The sequence below is a fragment of the Aminipila luticellarii genome (assembly GCF_004103735.1).
Lineage (GTDB): Bacteria > Bacillota > Clostridia > Peptostreptococcales > Anaerovoracaceae > Aminipila > Aminipila luticellarii.
The window spans coordinates 220,806-245,510 of the sequence record NZ_CP035281.1 but is presented as its reverse complement, the minus strand read 5'-3'; the positions used below and the strand labels follow the sequence as shown (position 1 = coordinate 245,510).

The 24,705-nt window shown below is 40.3% G+C and carries 18 protein-coding genes; 3 read left to right on the top strand and 15 right to left on the bottom strand.

The window, feature by feature from the left end:
* Positions 1-113 precede the first annotated feature (113 nt).
* The 4 genes from EQM06_RS01090 to EQM06_RS01075 all read right to left on the bottom strand — a co-directional run bounded on the left by EQM06_RS01090 (position 114) and on the right by EQM06_RS01075 (position 5,592).
* Complete coding sequence (locus tag EQM06_RS01090; protein WP_128744586.1) at positions 114-962, bottom strand: 3-hydroxybutyryl-CoA dehydrogenase; 849 nt, start codon at positions 960-962, stop codon at positions 114-116.
* 114 nt (positions 963-1,076) lie between these two features.
* The gene (locus EQM06_RS01085) at positions 1,077-2,345 is read right to left on the bottom strand and encodes a glucose-6-phosphate isomerase (protein WP_128744585.1); all 1,269 of its coding nucleotides are present in this window, start codon (positions 2,343-2,345) and stop codon (positions 1,077-1,079) included.
* Between the two features lie 79 nt (positions 2,346-2,424).
* A complete protein-coding gene (locus EQM06_RS01080) occupies positions 2,425-4,326 on the bottom strand; it encodes a polysaccharide biosynthesis protein (RefSeq protein WP_128744584.1) in 1,902 nt (633 codons plus the stop codon).
* A gap of 210 nt (positions 4,327-4,536) precedes the next feature.
* On the bottom strand, positions 4,537-5,592 hold the full coding sequence (locus tag EQM06_RS01075) for a copper amine oxidase N-terminal domain-containing protein (RefSeq protein WP_128744583.1): 1,056 nt from the start codon (positions 5,590-5,592) through the stop codon (positions 4,537-4,539).
* Between the two features lie 271 nt (positions 5,593-5,863).
* Between EQM06_RS01075 and EQM06_RS01070 the strand changes: the two genes are divergently transcribed.
* From EQM06_RS01070 to EQM06_RS01060, 3 genes are all read left to right on the top strand, one after another.
* Entirely contained in the window at positions 5,864-7,243 is a 1,380-nt protein-coding gene (locus EQM06_RS01070) for an undecaprenyl-phosphate glucose phosphotransferase (protein WP_128744582.1), read from the top strand.
* 29 nt (positions 7,244-7,272) lie between these two features.
* Entirely contained in the window at positions 7,273-10,293 is a 3,021-nt protein-coding gene (locus EQM06_RS01065; protein ID WP_128744581.1) for an O-antigen ligase family protein, read from the top strand.
* A 110-nt stretch (positions 10,294-10,403) separates the two neighbouring features.
* A complete protein-coding gene (locus EQM06_RS01060) occupies positions 10,404-11,498 on the top strand; it encodes a nucleoid-associated protein (protein WP_128744580.1) in 1,095 nt (364 codons plus the stop codon).
* Between the two features lie 185 nt (positions 11,499-11,683).
* Here EQM06_RS01060 and EQM06_RS01055 read toward each other — a convergent pair whose 3' ends face one another.
* From EQM06_RS01055 to EQM06_RS01005, 11 genes are all read right to left on the bottom strand, one after another.
* A complete protein-coding gene (locus EQM06_RS01055; RefSeq protein ID WP_128744579.1) occupies positions 11,684-11,959 on the bottom strand; it encodes a DUF4236 domain-containing protein in 276 nt (91 codons plus the stop codon).
* Positions 11,960-12,029: 70 nt separating this feature from the next.
* A complete protein-coding gene (locus tag EQM06_RS01050) occupies positions 12,030-13,370 on the bottom strand; it encodes a hypothetical protein (RefSeq protein WP_128744578.1) in 1,341 nt (446 codons plus the stop codon).
* Positions 13,371-13,606: 236 nt separating this feature from the next.
* A complete protein-coding gene (locus EQM06_RS01045; RefSeq protein WP_128744577.1) occupies positions 13,607-14,254 on the bottom strand; it encodes an HAD hydrolase-like protein in 648 nt (215 codons plus the stop codon).
* On the bottom strand, positions 14,251-15,834 hold the full coding sequence (locus tag EQM06_RS01040; RefSeq protein WP_128744576.1) for an aldolase catalytic domain-containing protein: 1,584 nt from the start codon (positions 15,832-15,834) through the stop codon (positions 14,251-14,253). The genes EQM06_RS01045 and EQM06_RS01040 overlap by 4 nt, the downstream gene beginning before the upstream one ends.
* The gene (locus EQM06_RS01035; RefSeq protein ID WP_128744575.1) at positions 15,827-16,579 is read right to left on the bottom strand and encodes a 3-deoxy-manno-octulosonate cytidylyltransferase; all 753 of its coding nucleotides are present in this window, start codon (positions 16,577-16,579) and stop codon (positions 15,827-15,829) included. Before EQM06_RS01035 ends, EQM06_RS01040 begins: the two co-directional genes overlap by 8 nt.
* A gap of 77 nt (positions 16,580-16,656) precedes the next feature.
* Positions 16,657-17,430: an ABC transporter ATP-binding protein gene (locus tag EQM06_RS01030; RefSeq protein ID WP_128744574.1), complete on the bottom strand. Its 774-nt coding sequence runs from the start codon at positions 17,428-17,430 to the stop codon at positions 16,657-16,659.
* Positions 17,431-17,441: 11 nt separating this feature from the next.
* On the bottom strand, positions 17,442-18,239 hold the full coding sequence (locus tag EQM06_RS01025) for an ABC transporter permease (protein ID WP_230974988.1): 798 nt from the start codon (positions 18,237-18,239) through the stop codon (positions 17,442-17,444).
* 267 nt (positions 18,240-18,506) lie between these two features.
* Positions 18,507-21,590 carry an HAD family hydrolase gene (locus EQM06_RS01020; protein ID WP_128744573.1) on the bottom strand — a complete coding sequence of 1,028 codons (3,084 nt, stop codon included), beginning with the start codon at positions 21,588-21,590 and terminating at the stop codon, positions 18,507-18,509.
* Positions 21,577-22,524, bottom strand: coding sequence for a glycosyltransferase (locus EQM06_RS01015; RefSeq protein WP_128744572.1), 948 nt, complete (start codon positions 22,522-22,524; stop codon positions 21,577-21,579). The genes EQM06_RS01020 and EQM06_RS01015 overlap by 14 nt, the downstream gene beginning before the upstream one ends.
* A 4-nt stretch (positions 22,525-22,528) precedes the next feature.
* Entirely contained in the window at positions 22,529-23,503 is a 975-nt protein-coding gene (locus EQM06_RS01010; RefSeq protein ID WP_128744571.1) for a glycosyltransferase, read from the bottom strand.
* Between the two features lie 241 nt (positions 23,504-23,744).
* A complete protein-coding gene (locus EQM06_RS01005) occupies positions 23,745-24,668 on the bottom strand; it encodes a class I SAM-dependent methyltransferase (RefSeq protein ID WP_128744570.1) in 924 nt (307 codons plus the stop codon).
* Between the last annotated feature and the right edge of the window lie 37 nt (positions 24,669-24,705).

Genomic DNA, 24,705 nt, shown 5'->3' with positions numbered 1-24,705 from the left:
GTCCCCTTTTATAATCATCACTTCAATATATAACAATTTGTAGATTTTTGCAAGAAAAAAAGGTCATCCTATAAATAAGATGACCCAAAATAATTATTTCATGTACCTATATTTTATTTGCTGTAGTCAAAGAAACCAACGCCGGTTTTTCTGCCCAGCTTATTTGCTCTTACCATTTTTACCAGTAATGGGTGAGGTCTGTATTTTGTATCACCGAACTCCTTGTAAAGAGTTTCCATAATGGCCAGACAAACATCCAGTCCGATTAGATCTCCTAATGCCAGCGGTCCCATCGGGTGGTTGGCACCAAGCTTCATCGCTTCATCGATACCCTCCGCATTGGCTACGCCGTCTGCCAGAATACCAACTGCTTCGTTGATCATCGGAATCAGGATTCTGTTTACAACAAATCCCGGAGCTTCCGCAACATCTACAGGAGTCTTTCCTAAATTCTTTGCCAGTTCAACAATGGTAGTTCTCGTTTCCTCGGAAGTAGTAAGTCCCTTAACAATCTCTACCAGCTTCATAGCCGGAACCGGATTAAAGAAATGCATACCGATGACCTTATCCGGCCTGTTTGTTGCCGCAGCAATCTCGGTAATGGAAAGGGCTGATGTATTTGTAGCAATGATTGTCTCCGGTTTGCAAAGTTCGTCTAACTCTTTAAACAGTGCCTTTTTTGCGTCCATGTCCTCTACGGCGGCTTCCATGATCAGATCTGCATCCTTGACGATAGCAATATCTGTTGATCCATGAATTCTGCCCATGATCTCTTCTTTGGCTTCTGCTGTAATCTTCTCTTTAGCAACCAATCGATCCAAGTTCTTGCTTACCGTTGCAAGCCCCTTTTCGATAGAAGCTTCTCTTCTTGCCCGAATGGCCACCTCATATCCATTCTGAGCAAGAACCTGAATAATTCCGGCACCCATCGTGCCTGTTCCTAATACACCAATTTTCTTCATCTTCATTATCCTCCTTGGTTTATGTTTAATCCTTCATATCGCATGATTCATGCTATCTGTATTATAACATATTCAGGAACCTTGTGTTGTTTTTTTTTAACAATATTTTTTATTTTATTCCAGCTCGTTCAGCTTTTTTCGCATTTCTGCCTTATACTGCTCCACCCCCGGCTGGTCAAACGGATTGACTCCCATTAAATAGGACGTGACCGCACAAGTCGTTTCAAAAAAGTAAAGCATTTGTCCAAAGTAAAAAGCGTTTAATTCAGGTATGTCAATCTTAATAATGGGAATTCCCGCTGCGCTGTGTGCCGATATGACGCCCTCCATAGCCGCTCTGTTGATCTGATTCAGACTTTTTCCTCCTAAAAGCTCCCCTGCACTGGCCGGAAGAATGATATTTCTGGATGGTTTTTCTATGTTCAGAACCGTTTCAAAGAAAATTTGACGTCCTTCCTGTAAAAACTGCCCCATGCTGTGCAAGTCAGAACTGAACCGAAGGGAATCTGGATATAGCCCCTTTCCGTCCTTTCCCTCGCTTTCTCCAAACAGCTGTTTCAGCCACTCTGAAAAAAATTCCAGCTGCGGCTCATAATATTCAAAGATTTCCACAGATTTACCTGCCTGCAAGAGCGCATAACGCACTGCCGCATAATCGGCGGCATCAAAGTCCCAAGCCGGCGATGTGGCCATCGCCTCCGCACCGGCCAGCATGGCTTTGATGTCAATTCCTGCTGCCGCCATTGGCAGAAGGCCTACCGGTGTCAGAACCGAATACCGCCCTCCGATATCGTCCGGAACGGCAAAGCTTACATAGCCTTCCCGTTCCGCTTCCTCACGAAGCACCCCTTTTTTTGCATCGGTCACTGCGTATATCCTTTTGGACGCTTCTTCCCGGCCGTACTTTTTGATCATGGCTTCCTTCAGCACCGCAAAGGCTATACTCGGCTCAATCGTCGTTCCCGATTTAGAAATGACACATAAGCAGACTTCTTTTGTCCGGATGTCTTCCTGAAGCTTCTGCAAGTACACAGCACTCATGGTATTCCCCGCAAATTTTATGGAAGGATATCGGTCGGAAGGAATCCCCGTATCATACACTTCATCAAAGCCTACCAGCGCATTTACAGCCGCACGAGTACCCAAATAAGAGCCGCCGATTCCAATCACGATCAATTCCCGGCACTGCTCCTGAATGACGATGGCCGCGTTTAAAATACGCTCCAGTTCCTCCGAATCGGTCTGCATCGGCAGCTTCACCCAGCCGGTCATCGGCTCCTTTCCGGACCACAGTCTGTCCATGGCTTTTTCGATCTCCTTTGAATATATCCCGATTTCTTCTTTTGAAATTCCGGATTTTGTCCTATCAATTTTTAAGTCCATTCACCGTTCCCCTTTACAGATATATCGTCTATCAGCGATACACACTTTATTTGTATGGATTTCTCTTTTTCATCCCTGCTTATTTCTGAGGCGTATAGTTCGGAACAATATCATGAAGCCATTCCTTCACTTCTGCTTCGCTCATATCCGATACCTTCTTTACTTCTCCTTCGATGGAGTCCTGCCTGTCCTCCGAGTCCAGCATGGCTTTCAGTGCCGGATTAGCCGGAAGCGGATGCCCCACATAGATTTTATTGTGGGCTGTCTTTTCTATGCCCTCTTCATCGAGAAGCAGCTCTTCGTACAGCTTTTCTCCCGGCCTCAGCCCGGTGATCTCAATGTCAATATCCACATATGGAATATACCCGGACAGCCGAATGACATTTTCAGCCAGATCCAGAATTTTAACAGGCTCACCCATATCCAGAATAAAAATTTCTCCTCCTTGGGCCATGGCACCTGTCTGTATGACCAGTTCCACCGCTTCCGGTATGGTCATAAAGTATCTGGTGATGTCCTTGTGGGTTACCGTCACCGGACCGCCCTTTTCGATCTGCTTTCTGAAGATCGGAATCACAGAGCCATTACTGCCCAATACATTTCCAAAACGCACGGCGGCAAAGGTCGTACGGGAATGCTGGCTCTTCTCCTGAAGAATCATTTCTCCCACACGCTTAGTAGCTCCCATTACATTGGTGGGATTCACAGCCTTGTCCGTGGATATCATGACAAATTTTTCCGTGGCGAACTCTTCTGCCAGATCGATCATATTTTTAGTTCCCAAAATGTTGTTCACAACGGCTTCCTTTGGGTTTTTTTCCATCAAAGGCACGTGCTTGTGGGCTGCCGCATGAAATATGACATGGGGTTTGTATTTGTCAAATACCTCCCGCATCCGCTGCTTGTCCCGGATGGAAGCGATAACAATTTCAAATTCCAGATTTTTATAGGTTTCCCGAAGCTCGTTGGAAAGCTCAAAAACACAGTTTTCATAAATGTCGACTGCAATCAGCCTGCGGGGCCTGAATCGGGCGATCTGACGGCAAAGCTCCGAACCAATGGAGCCTCCTCCCCCTGTGATCATGACAATCTTTCCTTCTATATAACTGCTTATTTCACGCAAATTTACATGTACGGGATCCCGCCCGAGAAAATCCTCAATGTCCACGTCTCTAAGCTTGCTGACGCTTACTTTATCATTGATCAGCTCGATCAGGCTAGGCAGAATCTTAATTTTACAACGGGTACGCTTACATTCCTCCATAATGGCCTGAATAGCCTTTTTCTTGGCAGAAGGTATCGCGATGATGATTTCATCCACCCCGTACTTTCTGGCTGCATGTCTGATCTCACTGCGTCCTCCGTACACCTTGACCCCGCAGATTCGATGCTTCTGCTTAGCTGTGTCATCATCTATGGCAACCACCACTTTCTTTCCGTATTCGTGATGATTCCTGATTTCATTGATCATGGAGGCTCCCGCTTCACCGGCACCTACGATCATAACCTTTGTCACATTTCCGCCGATAATGTCCCTCCTGCCGATACGCAGTACAAAACTGTTAAAAGTCCCGGGTGTTCTCAGATTTCGGATAAACCGGTAGGAAATCCTGAAGGCCGACAATAAAAAGACCATAAACAAAAAAGCAATGACATAAATTCCCCTCGGCATGGACAGAACGGAAAAGGTCACATAAAACATGACGAGGAGCTGTGCCAGCCCGGAGGCTGCTACTATTTTTATCAGCTCGTCCGTACCGGCATACCGCCACATACTGGTGTATAGCCCGCAGATGCTGAATGCAAGAATGCATGCAACGGTGATGGGCAGCAGGTTGTTGGCATAAATAGCGAACCATGCGTCAAACACCGGGTCATTCACATTAAATCCAAATCTCAGCAAGAATGCCGTAATGTATGAAAAGGTCACAATGCAGGCATCTATAAATAAAAGTATGACAATCCTTGAAAATTTAACCATTTTATTTCTCCCATATTTTTATAATCCCAATCCTCTCACAAATGGGCTTTCTCTTTTTCTATACATATTATACATGCAATCACGCCATTCGTGAAATGGAAATCCTACCCTGCTTTCCTTACCTCACAGAACTTCGCAGAGTCTCAAAAATAGGGCGGATTTCAAACCCGCCCCTTTTCTGGCTATTCTAAACAACCTTTTATGATATACCTATAGTGCGTTTATAAGCTTCCGTGCGATGTTCATTTTAGACTGGGAATCCAGTGCAAAATTTACAAACGTATCCGACAGCATGGAATAATCTTTTCCGGAAGAAGATAAATACGCGATATTTTCCAGAACCAGCAAATAATTCTCAGAGATTTGAGCCAAATCATATAAAGCCTTCTGCGCCGCCTGCTCGTTTTCTGTCATTTTGCTTCTCTTCATACTGTTTATGGTGATGGTCTGCTGCTCAGCGGTTCGTACATCGGCACTGATAGAGTCTGCCAGCATCACCTTCATAGCAGAATCGGTGCTCTTCTGTAAATTAACGATCTTCGCATTGGCCTGATCGTAAAGCTCAATAGCGTCCTCCAATTCAGTCTTAAGCCGCTTGGTATAAATGGTTTCCTCTTTCTGACTCTCAGAGGTTTCCTTTTCCTGGCCAATCACCACTGTCTTATTCAAGTCATCCCACTGAATTTCTTCATTCATCAGCTCGGATACGGAACGGATCGGTAAATACGTACTGCCTTCATATACGAGAGGATAGATTCGGTTCCCGCTTATGTCCTTAAACTTCTGTATCTCAAAATCATACATAATGGTTATATCCGGCCGGATCTGAACCGTTGCCTGAGCAGATTTCCACGTCGGCTTTAAATAATCGGATGGTTCAACGCTTTGTGCCGCTCCTTTATTTTCATCGTTTTTCTTCACTTTTGATTTGTTGGGATTATTCAAGGTCTTCCCAATATAAACGGTCTTACTGTAATTGTCCCATTGTACGTCCTCATCCATCATGGCAGAAATGGCCCGAACAGGCAAATAGGTGTTTCCATTATAAACAATAGGGTACACCCGCTGCCCCTTTACATCCTTAAAAATCTGCAGCTTTTGGTTCAGCTGTACAGCGAACTCCGGTTTTACATAAGCAATGACCTTCGTCGGCAACGCCTTTACCGATGAACCTGCTCCTGCTTCTGATGCAAAGGCTGCATTTGACGTTCCCACTACCAAAGACAGCATTAGTAAAATCCCTATAATCCTCTTCTTCTTTTTCATGCTTCGTTCTCCCCAATGAACCTTACCCGTTAGTAAAAAGTGCTACGTAAAAAACTATATTATTATATAGTATACCATTTTATGGTTAAAAATCAAAATAAAATTTTAAAATTCTGTTTTACAATTATGCTGCAATCTGCCTCCCCGTTCAACAGATAGATTTTTGTCGTATAATATCTTATTTGAGTACCCAATCCATCTTTTAATATGATATAATTAATATCTATGCTTATGATTCTTTTCATACCATTAGAAACGGGAGAACTTACGAATGATTAAAGAAAATCAAAAGATATTAAATCAGTTCAACATATTTACCGATGGAGTGGTTATTCTTCTGTCCATGGTGTTAGCATATGCCGTCCGTTTTCTGGTGTTTCAGGGAGAAGCCGGGCATATCACTTTAAAAGGATATATCAGCTTAGGCGTTGTGGTGATTCCGCTATACCTGTTAATATATGCAGGCTTCGGAATGTACGAATCCTTTCGGCGAAAGGACTTTTCCAAAGAACTGGGGCTGATTATAAAAGGAAACCTTCTGGGAATCATTATTCTGCTCACCTGTTTGTTCGTGTTCAAGAAAATCGATCTGTCCCGATGGACTCTGATCATTTTCCTCGTCCTGAACATATTGGGCACCACCTTGAAGCGTTATATCATGAGAGACATTTTAAAGAACTACCGGAGAAAAGGATATAATATAAAGCACATCATCCTGATCGGCGATGGTCCGCTGGCAAGAGATTATCTCCATACGATTTCCAAACATAAATCTCTGGGCTTTTCGATCATGGGCTATATAGCTGCCGGCAGGAGGTTCAAGGAGCTTCGATATTTAGGAGATTTCAGCAATGTATACGAAACCATTGATTTGTTCAACCCGGATGAGGTGGTCGTTGCATTGGAAGCGGAAGAATTTCACCTGCTTCCTGACATCATCAGCGGATGCGAAAAATCCGGAACCAAGCTGTGCGTGATTCCCTTTTATTCCAAATACATGCCTGCCAAGCCGTACATGGACGAAATTGATGGAATCCCCCTGATCAATATGAGGCGCATTCCCTTGGACAACCTGCTCAATGCTCTGGCGAAAAGATCGATGGATATCTTGGGTTCCATCCTTTTAATCGCAATTACGTCCCCGGTGATGCTGGCAGCGTCTATCGGCATTAAGCTGTCCTCGCCGGGGCCTGTGATTTTTAAACAGGAACGCATCGGCCTGAACAAAAAACCGTTCACCATGTATAAATTTCGCTCTATGCGGGTAAATCCAATAGAACGGACGGGTTGGACGACTTTGGATGATCCCAGAAAAACCAAGTTCGGCTCCTTTATACGGAAATGTTCCATCGATGAACTGCCGCAGTTCTTCAATGTACTGAAAGGAGACATGAGTCTGGTAGGTCCAAGGCCTGAACTACCTTTTTTTGTAGAACAGTTCAAAGAAAAGATTCCTTTATATATGGTCAAGCATCAAGTTCGTCCGGGCATTACCGGCTGGGCACAGATCAACGGACTGCGAGGGGATACGTCCATAGAAAAACGGATTCAGTACGATATTTATTACATAGAAAACTGGAACATTCTTTTTGATATACGCATACTATTCCTGACGCTGTTCAAAGGGGTAGTCAATGGGGAAAAATTATAGATTAATAAAAATACGGAGGAAAAAACAATATGACTAAGAAATTAACGTATCTGCCTGCAGTGCTCGCGGTGCTTCTGGCGCTGGCCACTGCAATGATGGGGTCCTTTGACCTGATGACCCAAAAGTGGGCTGCATGGATCGGATTGATCGCCATCCTCGTTTTAACGATTATGCCAAGGTTTAAAAATACTTTTAAAGCCTACACGGCTCCTTTATTTATAGTTGTCATAGGGTATGTCATCTGGAATGGCGTTTCGATCTTTTATGCAGACGTTCCTAAAGCAGCTTTATTTGAATTTACCAAATTAGTAGGGGCTGCCGCAGTCTTTTTAGCGGTGCTTGCCCTTACCTCACCGACAAAAAAGGGGGTCAAGACCATTTGGTTCATTCTCTCTGCTGTAACCGCTTTCTTCGGAATCCTCTCTATCGATGCGGCTTCAAACGGCCCATTAGCCTCTGCTTTTAAGGCGTTCATGGGTCTGTTCACAAACAGCCTGGAATACTGGGGTGTTTTTGAAAATGGAATTCGTATTACCGGTATCTTTGGTAATGCCAACACCTTTGCAGGATTCATGGTTCTTGGCGTTCTTCTTTCTCTGGCACTTGTTATCCACAGTGAATCGAAAAAGGAAAAGACCGGAGCGTTAGTCCTTCTGGCTGTTAATGCCTTATCCTACATCTTGCTGTTCAGTATGGGTTCCCTGTTCATGTTCTTCCTTGCCTGCATCCTGATGATTGCCGCAAGCCAAAAGGGGGAACGGCTTTCCCTGTTCATATTGATGGCAGAAACTGCTGTGATTACGCTGATTTTCACCGGCGTTTCACTGATCAGTCTGGGAACCTCCCCGTGGATTCCTTTGCTTGCACTGGTGCTTTCCTCGGCAGTGCTCTGGGCTGCGGATAACTTTATCAGACAGCCTGCCGCCGATCGTTTGGCTTCTCATACAAAAACCGGTATGATAACAGGAATCGTTCTGATTGTTTTGTTGCTCGGCTACACACTGGCCGCTCTAAATATTACCGGACCTCTGACCCTGTCTCAAAATGAGACCATCATGCGTGCTTCCTATCTTGAAGCAGGATCATACAAATTGAGTGCGGCCGCTCACTCCGGCGGAACGGATTCCGGATCAGTTCCTACCGTCAGAATCGTTGCACAGAATCATACAGATCTTAAGGTACACTCTTCTACAGAGCTTTTTAACGGCCCTTTGAGCGACGCCGCATTTACTGTACCGAAGGATTCGGAAATTGTTAAACTATATTTTACAGGCGGCACGGAAGGAAGCACCATTGAAAAAGTGACCTACGGTCCCGGTGATGGAGCAACTGCAGGAACAGAAACCGGTTCTGTAAAGCTGGATTATAAGCTTCTGCCTGCCATAATAGCCAACCGTATTCAGGACCTTGGCGCCAATGAGAACTCCGTACAGCGTATGGTGTTCTTTGAAGACGGTTTAAAGCTGTTCAAGCAAAGCCCTATCATCGGCCATGGCTTAAGCGGTTATGAAGAAGGGGTCGCTTCCGTACAAAACTTCTTCTACGAGACCAGATATGTTCACAATCATTACATTCAGGCACTTTGCGATTTGGGTATCATCGGCTTTGCCCTGTTTATATCCATGCTCGTTCTGTCTGTAATGTCCCTTATAAAAATGTTTAGGGCCAGCAGACTTGCTGAATACAAAAACAGCAATGCGTTTGCCCTTCCTGTTATGGCTGCCTGTATTTTTCAAATGTTCGGACAGGCTGTCACAGACCTTACCTGGTCTGCAGGGCCGTTCCTTTTAATCGCTTTTGCTATCATGGCTCTGCTGATCGTAGTGGATTCTGAAAGCTTTAAAAGAGCTGCTTCCGCCGATTTGGACGGTTCATCCGGTCTTATGGGCGGTACAGTCGGTGCACAAGAGGCGGCCGCTGTTTCCGGCGGCAGACCGGCTTTTACCGGTGACAAGATTTCAAGAGCCGGCATCATTGCCGTAACGCTTGTTATGACCATCCTGCTGAGCCTGAACTTATACGCCCATTACAAGGCTTCTACCGGCAACTGCACCATGGATCAAATAGCCGGTCTTACCAAGATCGATAAATTTGAAAGTGATGATTACAAAGTAACCTATATCGTTACGGCCAGCACGTACGGTCTGCAGCAGAACTTTGATCAGGCAAATAAATATGCCAAAGAATTGACAAATAACCCAGACGCCATATTGAATTATCTTCTCCCTTATTATTTTAATACGGGACAGGATGAGCTGCTGTTTCAAACGGCTTCCATTGCCGTGAAGGAAGGCAAGGCTAATCCAGCTATGTGGAACCAATTGTTCCATGTCTTTGATGAAGCCATCGATATGAATCGGGAAGATCCTGTGCCGGTCATTCTGCACTTATTTAAGGACAAGGAATATTATATCGAAGGTCTGATCGGATATTATAAAGACCTGCAAAAAAGGAATGCCGCTTATCTGGACGATGCCACTCTGGATGCTAGAAATATCACGTTTATCGGCAAGCTTCTAGGCATAGAACCTCTGGGTAATAAGGACTTGATGCAGGCCATCGACGTATTTTCAAAGACCCTCTTCGACTCTGCTTATTCGGTGGACGCCAATAACGATCAGATACCGGACAACATTTCGGTTTTATCCGGCAGCACCGTATGGGGGCAGACTGCAACAGGCGAAGCTTCCTCAGCCAAAGGAAAGAAAGCGCCTCTCGGCAGTGGTTTTGACGGAAGTATGACAGCCGCTGCAGGTACTTCCATGGAGCTACAGGCTTATTGCGTAAAGGGCGGTGAATACACCGTAAGGCTGGCCGGTATGACCGGACTAGACGGTTCTGCTGCTCCAAGAAATCTTACTGCATTTGTAGACGGACAGCCGGCAGCCGTTCAATATGACGGGGAAGGTGCTTTTGTCAAAGTGAATTTAAAGGGTGCAACAGCAGAAGATAAGGCGAAGAACGTGGAAGCTGTGCCTGCCAGCACCGAGAAAATTCAAATAAACTTCCCGACAGGAGCTCAGATGGGGAAAGTGACACTGAAAAAATAAGAAATTCCACAGAGGTTATGCTCCCTTTGATAATCCGATGAATAGATTTGAATAATGAATAAAGAACCGTGGGTATCCGCCTGCGGTTCTTTTAGGAGGAAATAAATTATATGAACGACATTATTATAGATAAAGCAATTTTACACATATTAGATACAAGTATTGAAGCCCCGGTTCTTGCAGATCGGTTGATGTCTTTCTCTCCGCAGGCAGACGAATTTCTCAAAATGCATATCCTGAGAGCCATGGAGGACGGGGATATTAAAAAAGGAGGATTTAAAGGCAGAAGATCCCACAATGAAGAGCCTCTTCCTATATCGGAACCAGAATCGACAGAAGCTGGACTGGCAGAAACCGAAACCGGATCGACTGCTGGTGAATTTGATACAGAAGGACTGAAATCCGCTATCAGTAACTTAGAGCCAGCCAACTTTATCACCGTCTCCCAGCAACTAGCGCAAAAGATATTTGACCTTGCTGTTGCAAATCCGGATATTCCCGCGGCAGATTTACTGATGTGCCACTTTCAATATGATAACGGCATCTATTTCGGTGTGCTGAAATTTAACTACAAGCAATCCTACATACATCACTTTGCCATGATAGACAACGAAAAAGAAACCGGCATCATTCAGCAGAATGCTACCATTGCCAATGAAAATCAAAAATTAGATGAATTTGCATTTATTCGTCTGGATGATTTCAGCGTACTGATTAAAGAAAAGAAATATGAAATAAATGGAGCGAAAGAATTTTATCTCTCCAACCGAATTCTGCACGTCACCACAGACCTTTCCCCCAAAACGAAAGTTAAAATTGTAGAAAAGGCCGCTGAAAAAGTGATAAAAGAATATTACGGCGAAGATCCGTTGAAAGTTTCCCAGCTCAAAACAGAACTGAAAACTTGCGTAGATGAGAGCAGCATCGTGGAAATAGACCGAATAACCAACGCCGTTTTCGACGGGAACTTTTCCGCCCAGCAACGATACAAAGAGGAAGTCGCGCAGAAGGGCATTTCGGGGCGAGCCTTTGAAGTCACCTCAGAAATCGAGAAAACAGTTGCCAGAAAGCAGAAAATAACAACAGATACCGGAATCGAAATCAGCCTGCCCGTCAACTATCTGGAAAACCAGAAAAATATCGAATTCATCATGAATGAGGACGGGACCATGTCCATCTTAATTAAATCCGTGAACATTCGTTAGAAACGAAAATAGAGCCTTTAGGCTCTATTTTATTGTGGCAATAGCTTTTTAAAACTATTTTCTATCCCTATTTCCCCTTATTTGCTGTAAATTTTGCTTAAAATTATTCTGAGATATCCTTTTCATGATAACTAAACCCTTATAAAGTCTCGAAGTAAGGCATCACAATTTATGCAAACTTCTCATTAATTTCCACCTACAAAAACATATGCAATGATCACGACCATCACCGCACCTGCCAAAATACCTGCCGCCTTCTTAATCTTACTTCCTTTGGGAAAGCTCTTCTGCTTGGAATAGGACAATCCGCTTCCCGGAATGCCGACACTCCCCCGCACTCCATCCTTGTTGACAGATATTCTAGCACCCTTTTTACCAATACTTAGGCTCGGCCCATTTTTACTGACTGTAATCCGTACATTTTTCGATAATGCTTTGCTCTTTCTAAAATTAATTCCCATGTAACCTCCTGAACCTTTTATATTTTAATCCATTTAGCTCATTTTTTTAATTCCCCTGCAAGCCTTCACATCATGCCGCATCTCCAAAGATTTCTCCGTCCTCTGGTTCAATCTCTGGATTTACATAAATATTATTTTCCTTTACTTTTACCAAAATTTCTTTTTTCAGCTTTTTCAACTCAGGATATCCGTCAAAGAAATCAAATTTAGCCTGCATAGCAGGTGTGGCTGCTGATTTTAAGAACACATAAGCGCAAAAACTCTCCGCCAAATCTTCCGCACATTCTGTAGACGCATATCCGGTTACGAACTCCGACTTGTGACGATCATAGAAATATGGATTATCTGGATTGGTAGCCCAATCGTTTATCATGCTCTTCCAAAACTTTTCATAAAAGCTCTGCAGATATGAATTTTCTTTTGCTACGCATTCCCAGTCACTGTATCTGTCTGCTGGATAAGCCGTTACATTATCGCTGTAATAGTCCACTTGTTTCTCATTTAACGTCAAGTAATGGCACATTTCGTGAACCACTGTATATGGAAATAGTCCATCATCTTTTATGTCGGCAGGATCCACCGTCATACACCAGACTTTCCCTTGATCGTCTACAGGTATGACATATGCATATGTACCCAGTTCTCCATCGCCTCCGACCTTAAAATATTTGAAGTGGACAAACAGGTCTTTCGGTATAATATCTGTAACCGCTTCCCAGCTTTCTTGAAGTTTTTTACGTTCTTTCCAAGAAAGAGAATTCAGACCATTCTTCGATCCATCCTGATAAACAGCCCTGAAATCCGATGTAATGGTAAACATTCCAATATTTTTCTGATTCTTATCATCCAGCAGATTCAAGGCCACTGCATCTGCATCCAGCCTCTTATACTTGCCTATTATACTTTTAATCTCCTTGTTTATATCTACATCATACTCTTCATCCTCATTCTCCACGGATTTGAAGTATTCTTCTCGGAGACTGTTCAGCTTGTTCCAATCTCTTCCGGAAAGTGTTTTCTTGAGATTGGACATGGTTTGTTTGCCATAATCTAAGTTTGGATCAGGCTTGTCCTCCTGATAGTTGTCTTCTCCAAACTGCCGGATGGTTTCTTCATCCAGCAGCTTTGTGATATTCCTCCAGATTTCCGTTTCTTCCTCCGGCATTTCGTAGTTCGCCTGGGCTTCACGTTCCTTCATTAAACTATCCGCCTGGTGTAATAATGTGCCCACATCATTTCGAACCTGCTCCGGAGCATCTTCATTTAGGTCCCCAAGCAAGGCTGACAGCTGCACACCTTCCTCTTCTGATAAGATCGGTTTGCCGCCGTTGGCACCCACACTGGTGGAAGTGAGAAAGGTTATACTGATCAACACCAAAATAAATAATTTTCCGATTTCTCTCCTTCTCATATTCTCCCCCTTTTTCCCATTTGCTTTTATTCGTATGCCAACGCTGCAGGTTATCCTTGCTTTTATCTGTACTGCATGCCTACCCAAAGAGCGGCCCCTCTTTTCAACTTGCTGCCATTTGTAAAGCTCTTCTGTTTAAATAAGGATTTGGGTTTTCAAAGGCTGCTTGACATATGTCCTCCAGTTTACTCCATATCATATTCTCTAAACAACTACAAGAACTTAATGCTACCTCACTATAGATTTAGTTTTTTTATTGCGTTTAAAATCTCACAAGGATTCTTACAAAAAATCATATTTGTAGATGTTTCAGAACCCGTAAATCCAAATCCATATGTTACGCCAATGAAAGAAACACCACATTCCTCCGAACCATTAAGGTCATGGATACTATCTCCAATTAAAACTGTTTCATTTACAGAGACTTCCATTGTATCCATGCATGTCCGAATTAATCCCGACTTAGTTCGCGTATCTGCTTCATCCATTCCACATACTATATCGAAATAGGAATATATCTCCATGTTTTGAAGCATCAACTTTGCAAAGTTCTCGGATTTCAAAGTAGCAACACCCAAAAACAATCCATCTTGCTTCAACTTAATCAAAAGCTCTTTAATTCCTGGATAAAGTTCAGCCTCATAGATACCTTTTTCTGCATAATGGTGTCGGTAAAATTCCACTGCCCTTCTAGCCTCTTTTTCTGGAAACCGGAATTGGGATTGATAAGTTCCTAGAAGTGGTCCCCCAATTACTCCATTCAAGTCATCAGCAGTTGGCTCTTTACGTCCCATCATTGCATGTGCGAAACGATGAGAGTTCAAAATACCAGGAGAAGTGTCTGCTAATGTTCCGTCCATATCAAAAACCGCTAATCGAATCATTGTAAGCCGTACCTCGTTGGAGTAACTAGCTGATATGGAATCCCATTCAGTGCTAGTCTTAATTGCCGTGTGATATCTTCATTTTTTTGCTCTGCTGTCTTACGCTCAATCACACTTTTAAAAGAATTAATATAATAATTGTTGGTGGAATCCACATCAAAGCCATCAAAACCAGCCAGTGCAATTTTCACTACTCCGGCCTTATTCAAAATACGAATCAGCATTGCACCTGCATTATCAGCAGCTTGTCCTTCCCCTAAATAGCTAGAATAATTCATAAATTTCACACTACTAGGAAGCTCTTCTAACAAGTTAGATGTCGCCATGATATAAGGCTGCAGCGCAATTTCTTTCTGCATCGCATTCAGGCGTTTTCTATTGCTGACAAAAAGGATATCCGATTCAAATTCTCTGGAAATAAAATTGGTCGAAATAATCAATGGATCTTCTCGCTCAACAAAAGTCTGTATCTCCCCCTTATGTGTGTCCAGCGTAATGCCGGGCGCCAAGAGCAAAACAGTTTTACCTGATATAGACTTTTTTAAGTATTCAATACTTGTCTCATCGTCAATCTCACAATTTTGCAAGTCTAAATATAGCTTATCTACCATCTCTGGGTGATAGATATCTTTTTTATCAGCGGGTAGCAGGCTCAGGATTTTAAAAATTGACTCTATCGTTAATGTTTCTTTTTTCAACAGATGTGCTGCATAATTGGGATGGCACTGCTCCACCGCAGACAGGAAATATGGCAATGCATATCCCCAACGCTGTTCAGAAAAAATGCTCGATAGATATTGATCCGCTATTGTTAGCAGCGGCGTAATATGATACCGTGGTTCAATGTTCACATTAATATATTCTGCCAGCAGCTCTGTAGCTAAATTCCCAACGCCTCTCCCCATTCCGTAAACAGATGCGTCCAGAATCAACTCACGTTTTGAATGCAACCGCAACAGTTCCTGAGCATTAGCAAAAGATAGCTGTAAATTATTATGAGAATGGAATCCAATTTTGATTTGAGGATCTAAATTATGGTCTATTAAATAAAATAATCTTAACAAATCATGCCGATAGAGAATTCCCAATGTATCTACCAAATAGAAAGCATACGGTTGCAACCCATTAACTTCTTTAATTAATCCGAGCAATTCCTCATCAGAATAAGATGTAGTCCCAACAGGTTGTACAAATACTTGATAGCCTTTTTCTTTTAGGATGGCGGCTGTGCTTTTGGCCTCAGCCCACTCATGTTTATGAAAAGTTAAACGAATTCCACCAATAGAAGTACCGTCATATGGCAGGATTTTTTCTGGATTAATATCCCCTAGTGCAATCATCGCCACATATAATGCCTTTTCTTTTTTAGATGCTATGAATGGAGTGATTTGAGAAACACAAGAAAAAACAGCTACGTCCTCTTGATAAGGCACATCTCGTAAAAACCCGCATTCTATAATCTCAATGCCAGATACGGTTAGATTAGATATTATTTCTTGAATGGTATCTCTGCCAAAATTCCAATGATTGATATATCCCCCATCACGCAATGTACAATCAAGTATTCTTATTTTATTCATTAACTATTTCCTCTAGTTTCATTGTTTTTGTAATAATATCACGCACAACCTCCAAATCTTTCGGAGTGTCTACCGATAGGGTATCTGCATCAACCTCAATCATTTTTATTCTCTTCCCATGTTCAATAAATCGCAGTTCATTGATATCCTCTATCAATTCATTTTTACCCTTTGGGGTCTCTGAAAAAAAGCGAAGAGCTTCTAACGTATATATCAGTACACCTATATGCTTATAATAAACATAATCCAATGAGGATTTCGGATAAGGGATGGGACTGCGCGACATAAAAAGTGCACTGTTCTCCTCATCAGTTACTACCTTGATATTGGTAAAGTCAATAACTTCCGCAGGATACTTTATTTCTGTCATTAAATTGCTTACATAAAAACTACCATCGGGCACATCAGAAGGTATAATTTGTTCTATAGTGTTGGGGGTAATTAAGGGTTCATCACCATTAATGCATATGTATAGGTTTGCTGGGATTTTTTGCGCCACTTCGTATAAGCGTTCCGTACTCGTTTTGTGTTTTGATAATGTCATGACATAATTCAAATTATAATCGCTACATACTTTGGCAATCCTTTCATCATCAGTTGCCACATAGACCTCATCAATATTTTGCGTTTTCTTTACTTGGTGATAAACCCACCAAATCATTGGCCTTCCGCAAATATCTGCTAGCGGTTTACCTGGAAATCTTGTTGAAGAATATCTAGCAGGAATTACACCTATTATTTTCATCTTGACCACCTCTTTATTTCCTTTTAAAAAGCTCTTTGCATAGAGCTTAAAGTATGTAATCTATTAATCAAAACAACTTAGACTGGTGTAGAATATTCAGCTAGGATTGTTGCATGGCCTTTTGTATACTCCTCATAAGAATCACATATTCCTTTTACATCTCCAAAAGCAATTTGTTTCCCATGATCTAACCAAAGGACCTTATTGCACAACTTACGGATTTGAGATAAAGAGTGAGACACTAAAATGGTAATAGCACCACCATCTATAATTTCCATCATTTTTTTCGCACTTTTAGCTTGAAATGCTCCGTCTCCTACTGATAACACTTCGTCTAAAATCAAAATCTCTGGCTGAACCAATGATGCAATTGAAAATGCCAAACGAGATTGCATACCTGTAGAAAGCTGCTTAAATGGACGTTCTGTAAAGTCCTGTAATTCGGCAAAAGATATAATTTGCTCAAAGGTCTTATTCATAAACTGGCGTGTATATCCTAGCATCGCACCCCTTAAATATGCATTCTCCTTTACTGTAAGATCGCCGTCAAACCCTGAACCTAATTCTAATAGTGCCGAAATGTTACCACTACTAGTTATATGCCCTTCGCTTGGTTCCATGATTCCGGCCACAGCTTTTAATAGTGTAGACTTTCCAGCTCCATTAGAGCCAATAATACCTAATAAATCACCTTGCCTTAATTCAAAGGATATCTTATCTACAGCCATAAATTGTTCCACATGAAAATTATGAGTCACATGGCGCATGACCCATTCTTTAAGTCCAATGTCCTTAAAATCACCTAACTTATAACTTATTGATACATTTTCAATCTTTAAAAAGCTCTCCATTGTCTCCTCACTTACACATAATAAAGAAATTCATGATTGTATTTTTTATACATCCAGCATCCTACGCCAAAAGCAATTAGTGCATAAGCTGCAGCCAGCAAATGAAATTGTGGAGTAGGTATGTCAGAATCAATGACTATTTTTCTAAAATATCGGATGTATAAGTATACTGGATTAAGCAGAAATGCACATTGAACCGTATAACTATAATTATCAATTGTATAAAAAATAGCTGACATCCACATAATAAGCTGAGTTAATATTCCCCATAAATATTGCATGTCTCGAAAAAACACCTGCATTGCTGAAAGAATTAAGCCTAATCCCGTATTAAATATAACTAGACAAACAATCGGGTAAAATAGAAGCAGAAACTTCCATGTAAATGGTAATCCCTCCGCAGCAACAAAAATAAAGAAGATTACAAGAGTCAACCCAAAGTTAATAAGTGAAGATATATTCTGTGAAAACAAAAATAAATACTTTGGTATATTTATTTTTGTAAATATGGCAGAGTTGCCCAGTAAAGAGTTCATCCCCATACTAGTAGCATCCCCAAAATAAGAAAACACTAGTTGCCCTGCAAACAGATAAATCACATAGTGATTAACATTATTACCAAAAAATGTATTAAAAACCATCCACATAATTAAAAGGTTTAAAAGTGGACTTAAAATACTCCACGCCATACCCAAAACTGTGCGTTTATACTTCTTTGTAAAATCCCTCTTAACTAGCTCTTCAAAAAGAAATTGATGCTTTTTCAGTTTTTGAAACATTAAATTTATCCCATCCTTTCTATTCGTCATTTCTCAAGTTCTTGAATTACACCGTTCCTCATCGTTTTTCAAATAAATATAATCTGCCTGATTTTAACTTCTTCAATTGTATCTGCAAACCAGACCAATCTGTCGAGTCATCATCACATACAGAAACCCTCTTCTCAGGTTGCAGCCTATACTTTTCAGCAATTTAGTTAAACACGTTGACCTGCCTTCAATTCGCCAAATCCTGAATTTCCTACAATATCTGCCAGTCGTTGAAAATACAAAGATTCGTAATGCATCAGAATAACACTAATGGTTTTCTTTTGAATTATGTACAGTTTCCGGGTGATCCTTGAGGTAGCACTCTGTATATTCATCTCTAAATAATCCTTTTAAAGCCACAGGGTTTACAGAGATAAATTCTGTATCAGGGTAATACGCCTTGGCAAAATCATAAAACTTTATCCAAAATCCCCAAATGTAATCATGCGACCAGTACTTAATTTTATCATCGTCTTCATGCTCAATCTGTTCCCGCGTACTATTAAGATTGGTGAAATAACCAGTTGGGGCAAAATCATTTCCAACAAGATATACCTTTGCCGGATTAGTATACAAGACAAACTGTAAGGCAGGAAATGCAATAGAGAAAAAATTTCCTAGTGGATAGGTTGCAATATCATAGGCTAGCTCTGAATGAGTAAGATTATTATTAATCCCAAACAAATCTGTATTAAACCTAATTGCTCTACATTGCTCCGCATATGTTACTGGGATTTCTTTCCCATTCCAGCCGTTTTGTGTGCCAAAAAACTTTACACAATTATTTCCCTTATATTGTTTAAGCTCTTCTGTCACATGCGCAATTCCTTCAAAATCCTGTACAAATATATAATCAAAATTAACTTTATCATATAAAAAGGCTCTGTTAAGTGCTACATGTACGGCTCCCTCTATAGGATCATAATAATTTAGAGAATGAGCAGCACCGCAAAGCACTACAGTTTTTCCTGCATATTTATTCTTATATTGCAAAAAGCTCTCCCGATGTAATGTAGCCGTTGACATGCACCATTGCATACCACGTATAAGTTGCTCATAGTTTATAGTTGATAGAGCAGATTCCATTCGATCTAAACTTTTCTGACTTCTTTCTAGTGATGGTGACAACTCTAAAATTTGTTGTTCTAACTTCGTTTGTATTTCCGAATGTATTTCCGAAATTTGCTGAGCGGACTTTGACTGTATCCCAGAAAGTAGTTGCACTATCTGTAGATAAAGCTCTGATATTTGTTGTGTCAGTTTCAACTGCGTATCTGAAATTTCTCCTAACCTTAATTGTAGTTTCTCTAAATCTCGACCGTTTTTCTCAAATATCTGACGCTTTTCCTCGTTCACTTGCCGTTCTTCCACAAACCACCGCTGAATTTCTGCTAATTGCCCATCAAGATTGTTCATTCTTCCATGAAATGATCGAGATGATGCTGGAAGATATGATTTTAACATGATTAACATTTGAGAGCATCCTTTCCTCGACATTAATACTGCATTTTTAATACTACGTAGAAAACGATAGAGATTACCCATAGCCACAAGTAATCTTGGTTTTCCGGCATAGACACTTTTCACTCTGTGCTTTAAGGTTGCACGATCATTTTTTAACAAGCTCAAACAAGTTTTAATTTTTTCTAATTTGCCTAATCGGACTGGATACTGCATTTTCAATTCATCATTATACCAAAGCGGAATTACATTTCTATACAAGGAGTGCCCTGGATCATATGCATGATAAACTGATCGAAAGGCATCCACATCCTCCCTGGAAGGATTCTCTAAAAAGGAGTTAATCCAGTCAGCAAGATTACTACTGTCTAGTTTTAACAAATCAGTAGCAGGATTGCTCAAAATATCATCTACAAATTTTAGCGCACTTGGTGCAAGGCTACTAAAAATTTCTATTCTTTTTTTATCACGATCATCTGCTTCTTTATATACCGGTGTATTATTTCTAACGGTAACAATAGGTAGTTCTGGAGCCGTCATAATCAATTCCATAAGATCCCAGTTTTTAATGTCATGCCATTCTACAGTTGAAAAAGAATCTGCAAGATAATTTGGGAAGTTAACCCTAGCTTTGTGTAACTTTATCCACCAGAATCCCTGTGTCCTACGGTTAAGGACAGCATCTAACAATCGCTGTGAGGAATAAGCCTCCGTAGCAGTATCCACAACCGCAATGTGAGGTTCAGTTGTTTTTATTAGTGTTTTTAAGTATTTTTGGTAATTGTCTTTTTCCCGTTTACAAAATTTCTCCAGCAACTCCTTTTTGCTTTCTATAATATTATCCGTTAAAACTGTTCCTCGGTCTAAATTCAGTTCATCACGATAATAATTCATCAAGATAGCCCAATCTTCAGGGGTTTTATCTTCTTTTAATCCACATATTAGAAAAAGAAGCCTTGGCGCATAGACATAATGAGTGGAGATGTCGTGATTTACAGTAATTTTTTCAAAAGCTTTTTTTAGCAAATAACCATCTCGTGCAACAAAGAAAATATCAGTAATATCATTATGTTCAGTAGTAAGTCTTTCTTCTAACCATTTCATATATGCCCAGATTACCGGCCCACCATACTCATAACCAAAACGTTCCCAATATGAAGTATAGCCCTGAGCAAATCGTTTAGCAAGCTGCATAACAACAGCTGAAAATGAAATATCTCCAATATGTTCATTTAATAAAATTTCCATCTGAGAATTTTGATTGAAATACCGATCAATAAGTTTTGGATAATAGCATGATTTCATACCTAATTGTCGAGGCATTAAAAAGTCTGACTCATAATTATCCCCAATATGAACAACTGAACCTGCCAAAATTTTTTGGTCTTCAAGCATATATTGATAGAGATTGCCAGTACTTTTAGTCAAACCTACAGTGCAGGATAAATAAAGCTTATCGTAATTATTATAACCATTTTTCTTTAGCATTTGACAGATAGTGGGTTCTGGCAGGTACATGTCTGAAATTAAAACTATACGTTTGTTTTTTTCCTGTGCATATAAATATATTTTCAGTAACTCAGCATTCGGCAATGACAATTTTAATTCGGTCCCTAACTCACAATCAGCCAACTCCCTATATTTTGGAATCCTATCATAGATACGCTCAAACGTTATCTCTTCCTTTTCATGTAATTCAATACGACAAAGGTGCTCCTGCTCAATACGTTCTTTTGCAAATCCAGAGATATCAAAAAACTTTTCCATATACCAAAAAAGATCAGTTGGTCGAGCGAAAGGCCGAATCAATAGTGTATCAAAAATATCAAAAGAAACCAGTTCTGCTGCATCTATGGCTTTATAGATGTCCTTCGTATTATATTCTACCATTATTCATCCTCTTAAGCCTTTTAGTTATCTTTTCCTTAAGTCTATTCGAATCAAAAATCAACATTACAATAATTCTTTTCCATCGGGGAAAGGTATCATAATGAAAAGTTCGGGTATGGGGGTAGTCGCCTGTTTTTAAGTATTTAATAATTATATCAATTTTCTCATTAATGTTCTCATCGGTATAATACCCTGAGGGGTATAGCCAAGTCATTAATTCACGATGAGTTCTTAGCCATTGCATATAGCCCTGATGACCCGAAATAACGGTACCATTATTTTCGTGAATACGATATCTGAGCAATATCTCTTGAAGATTATGGATTTTGGTATAACGCATAACCCTACACCATAAATTTTGATCTTCACATGCACCTATAAAAGACTCATCATATTTTAGCCCATAATGTTGGAAAAGTCCACGACGAAACATCACAGTAGGATGACAGACAACCGTATCAATTAGTTGGTGCATCAACCCCGGAGATTCTATCCAGCTATCTTTTCGCTCCCTTAAAATAACATCACCAAACAAGCCAAGATCCCCTTCAGCATTAAAAGCCATTGCCAATGAACCACAAAGCCCAATCTCTGGATGTTCGTCCAGATAACCCACCTGTCTTTCTAAGCGTTGTGGCAGCGCAATATCATCTGCATCCATTCGAGCAATATACTCTCCTTCTGCTAATTCAATTCCATAATTCAGCGCCGGTACAATTCCTTTTCGCGGAGCTTGCACAACTCTCATTCTATTATCATGAATATTCTCCAATATTTGTAGTGTATTATCAGGTGAAGCTTCATAGACAATTATTAACTCCAGATCGTCCAATGTCTGAAAAAGGATGCTATCAACGGCTTCCTTGATAAATAATGCTGAATTGTAGCATGGTAAGATTACTGATACCTTATAATTGCCTTTTTTTTTCGTCATCTAGCTACACCCCCTTTTTAATTAAGTGATAAATCTTTCGAAAAAAACTGTATAAGCATTTACAAAAAAACAAAACTGTTGGTCGTTGTGTAAGATGCTTCTTCACTTCTTTTTTTAAACTATCTCTATCAAATAAAGACATTGCTATAATACGTTTCCAACGTGGATACATAGAGAAATCATACCTATCAATATAAAATGAACTTAACTCCTGGGATTCAGCGACAGCAATCATTTTTTCTGCCATTACTTCAAGTGTACCATCACAAGGATAATCTATTCCAGGAAATAACCAGTCAAGGATATCTTTATGAACTCGGCAGAGATTGTCCCATCCCCCTTTATCTGATTTTGCGATCGATGCACCTTGAGGATGAACACGATATCTAAGTAACACTTCCTGTATATTATAAAACTCTATGTAGCGCATTGCCCGTGCCCACAATTCTTGATCCTCTGTGGTAGTCCAATCTTGATTATACCTCAGACCATAAAATTCAAATAATTCCCGGCGAAACATTACTGAAGGATGACAAACGACACAGCGTGATAATAAATCAAACAAACCCGGATGTTCTACACTTCGACCTGCCCACAATCCTATATCGCCTTCATCGCAAAACTGCATGGCCAAAGATCCACATAGACCCACTTCGGGTTTTTCTTCCAATAATCTGACCTGTCTTTCAAATCGTTCTGGAAAGGAAATATCATCTGCATCCATTCGTGCTATATACTCGCCCTTAGCCAAATCTAGCCCTGTGTTCAATGCAGCAGCAATACCACAACAAGGACCAGTTACAACTTGAATCCGTTCATCACTATATGATTCAAGTATCTCAAGAGTTTTATCGCTAGATTTGTCATCTATAACTAAAAATTCAAAATCAGAAAAGGTCTGATCTAAAATACTTTTTACCGCTTCACGTAGGTACTTTTCTGCATTGTATGTAGGCATCACAACTGATATTTTAGGCATAAATCACATATCTCCCCTATTCCTTAACATTTATTAGTACTAACAACACTTAACTCAATCATAACATCCAGCTGTATATGGTAAAATTCTATAACTTTATCACTTTCAGCATTTACAAATTCATATACAACGAAAATCGTACCCTAAAGTGTTTTTCAAAAAGGTAACTTTTTATGGTACTAAGCTAAATAGTTCTATAGTTCCATAGTTTTTTATCTTTCTAGATATCTCCTTTAGCCCCTTAATTAAAATCATTTTCTGGGTTTTCCCAATTCATCTCAATAATATCACCATAAAAAATAAAGCTTCCCCACTCGTTATAATGGTCTACATATTTTATAACATCTTCTGGGAACAAACGTTTTACTCTTCGAAAATCCAAATCGCCCCAACAGTTAAGCTCTGAAGAGACATCAATACTATGCTTTTCCAACACAACGCTTAGGTTATATCCATAAGCTTTGATTCGAATATCTCGACAATTGAAACCGGCCAATAATAAATGATGTATCAACCGCCCTGCATCCCAATATGACACATGACCTGGACAAATTGTAGTCTCAGCATGAGGTACCGTAATCGCTAGAACTCCGTTTTCTTTAAGGGCTGAAAAGATTTTATCTAAAAAATGACCTGGATTCCGCTGATGTTCTAAGCAGTGGGAACACCAAATACAATCAAATTGCTCTGAAAAGGTATGGTTATTAAAATCGTCAATAATAGCGTCTATTCTCGTCTCTTTATGAAAATAGTCGTTATCTAAGTTATTGATAGCTGTTACCTTTTTTCCATGTGATAAAAAATAATCACTTTGTAAACCCTCACCACATCCAATATCAAGAACTGATTCAAATTGATACTCCTGTAATAGTAATTTTATTGCTTCATATCCTAGGAAAGGGGCTTCCTCTATGACTTGTTGTGGTGGATCTAACGGTTCTATTTTTAATTCCGATTCCGAAAAACTAATTTTCTCGTCATTAGCTAATTGTATTATAACAGGCAACTGATCTTTTATTTCACTAACACTATTCCTTATTAGTTCATCTAATTGGGTTATACTTGAATTGGATAATTGATTTTGTGCCTCCAATTCATCCATTCTCGTATGAAATGATTTTGAGGATGGAGGAAGTAGCCTCATTTTCAGGGATTTAAATGACATTCTATAGTACCTCTTTCTAAAAAACAAATTTAATTTC

Bases quoted from the DNA above. Each gene is read 5' to 3' on its own strand.
- EQM06_RS01035 (WP_128744575.1), bottom strand. From the start codon at position 16,579: ATGAAAATAATAGGTGTAATTCCTGCTAGATATTCTTCAACAAGATTT.
- EQM06_RS01005 (WP_128744570.1), bottom strand. From the start codon at position 24,668: ATGTCATTTAAATCCCTGAAAATGAGGCTACTTCCTCCATCCTCAAAA.
- EQM06_RS01010 (WP_128744571.1), bottom strand. From the start codon at position 23,503: ATGCCTAAAATATCAGTTGTGATGCCTACATACAATGCAGAAAAGTAC.
- EQM06_RS01085 (WP_128744585.1), bottom strand. From the start codon at position 2,345: ATGGACTTAAAAATTGATAGGACAAAATCCGGAATTTCAAAAGAAGAA.
- EQM06_RS01045 (WP_128744577.1), bottom strand. From the start codon at position 14,254: ATGATTCGATTAGCGGTTTTTGATATGGACGGAACATTAGCAGACACT.
- EQM06_RS01025 (WP_230974988.1), bottom strand. From the start codon at position 18,239: ATGACGAATAGAAAGGATGGGATAAATTTAATGTTTCAAAAACTGAAA.
- EQM06_RS01055 (WP_128744579.1), bottom strand. From the start codon at position 11,959: ATGGGAATTAATTTTAGAAAGAGCAAAGCATTATCGAAAAATGTACGG.
- EQM06_RS01090 (WP_128744586.1), bottom strand. From the start codon at position 962: ATGAAGAAAATTGGTGTATTAGGAACAGGCACGATGGGTGCCGGAATT.
- EQM06_RS01060 (WP_128744580.1), top strand. From the start codon at position 10,404: ATGAACGACATTATTATAGATAAAGCAATTTTACACATATTAGATACA.
- EQM06_RS01020 (WP_128744573.1), bottom strand. From the start codon at position 21,590: ATGGTAGAATATAATACGAAGGACATCTATAAAGCCATAGATGCAGCA.
- EQM06_RS01080 (WP_128744584.1), bottom strand. From the start codon at position 4,326: ATGGTTAAATTTTCAAGGATTGTCATACTTTTATTTATAGATGCCTGC.
- EQM06_RS01015 (WP_128744572.1), bottom strand. From the start codon at position 22,524: ATGACGAAAAAAAAAGGCAATTATAAGGTATCAGTAATCTTACCATGC.
- EQM06_RS01070 (WP_128744582.1), top strand. From the start codon at position 5,864: ATGATTAAAGAAAATCAAAAGATATTAAATCAGTTCAACATATTTACC.
- EQM06_RS01050 (WP_128744578.1), bottom strand. From the start codon at position 13,370: ATGAGAAGGAGAGAAATCGGAAAATTATTTATTTTGGTGTTGATCAGT.
- EQM06_RS01030 (WP_128744574.1), bottom strand. From the start codon at position 17,430: ATGGAGAGCTTTTTAAAGATTGAAAATGTATCAATAAGTTATAAGTTA.
- EQM06_RS01065 (WP_128744581.1), top strand. From the start codon at position 7,273: ATGACTAAGAAATTAACGTATCTGCCTGCAGTGCTCGCGGTGCTTCTG.
- EQM06_RS01075 (WP_128744583.1), bottom strand. From the start codon at position 5,592: ATGAAAAAGAAGAAGAGGATTATAGGGATTTTACTAATGCTGTCTTTG.
- EQM06_RS01040 (WP_128744576.1), bottom strand. From the start codon at position 15,834: ATGAATAAAATAAGAATACTTGATTGTACATTGCGTGATGGGGGATAT.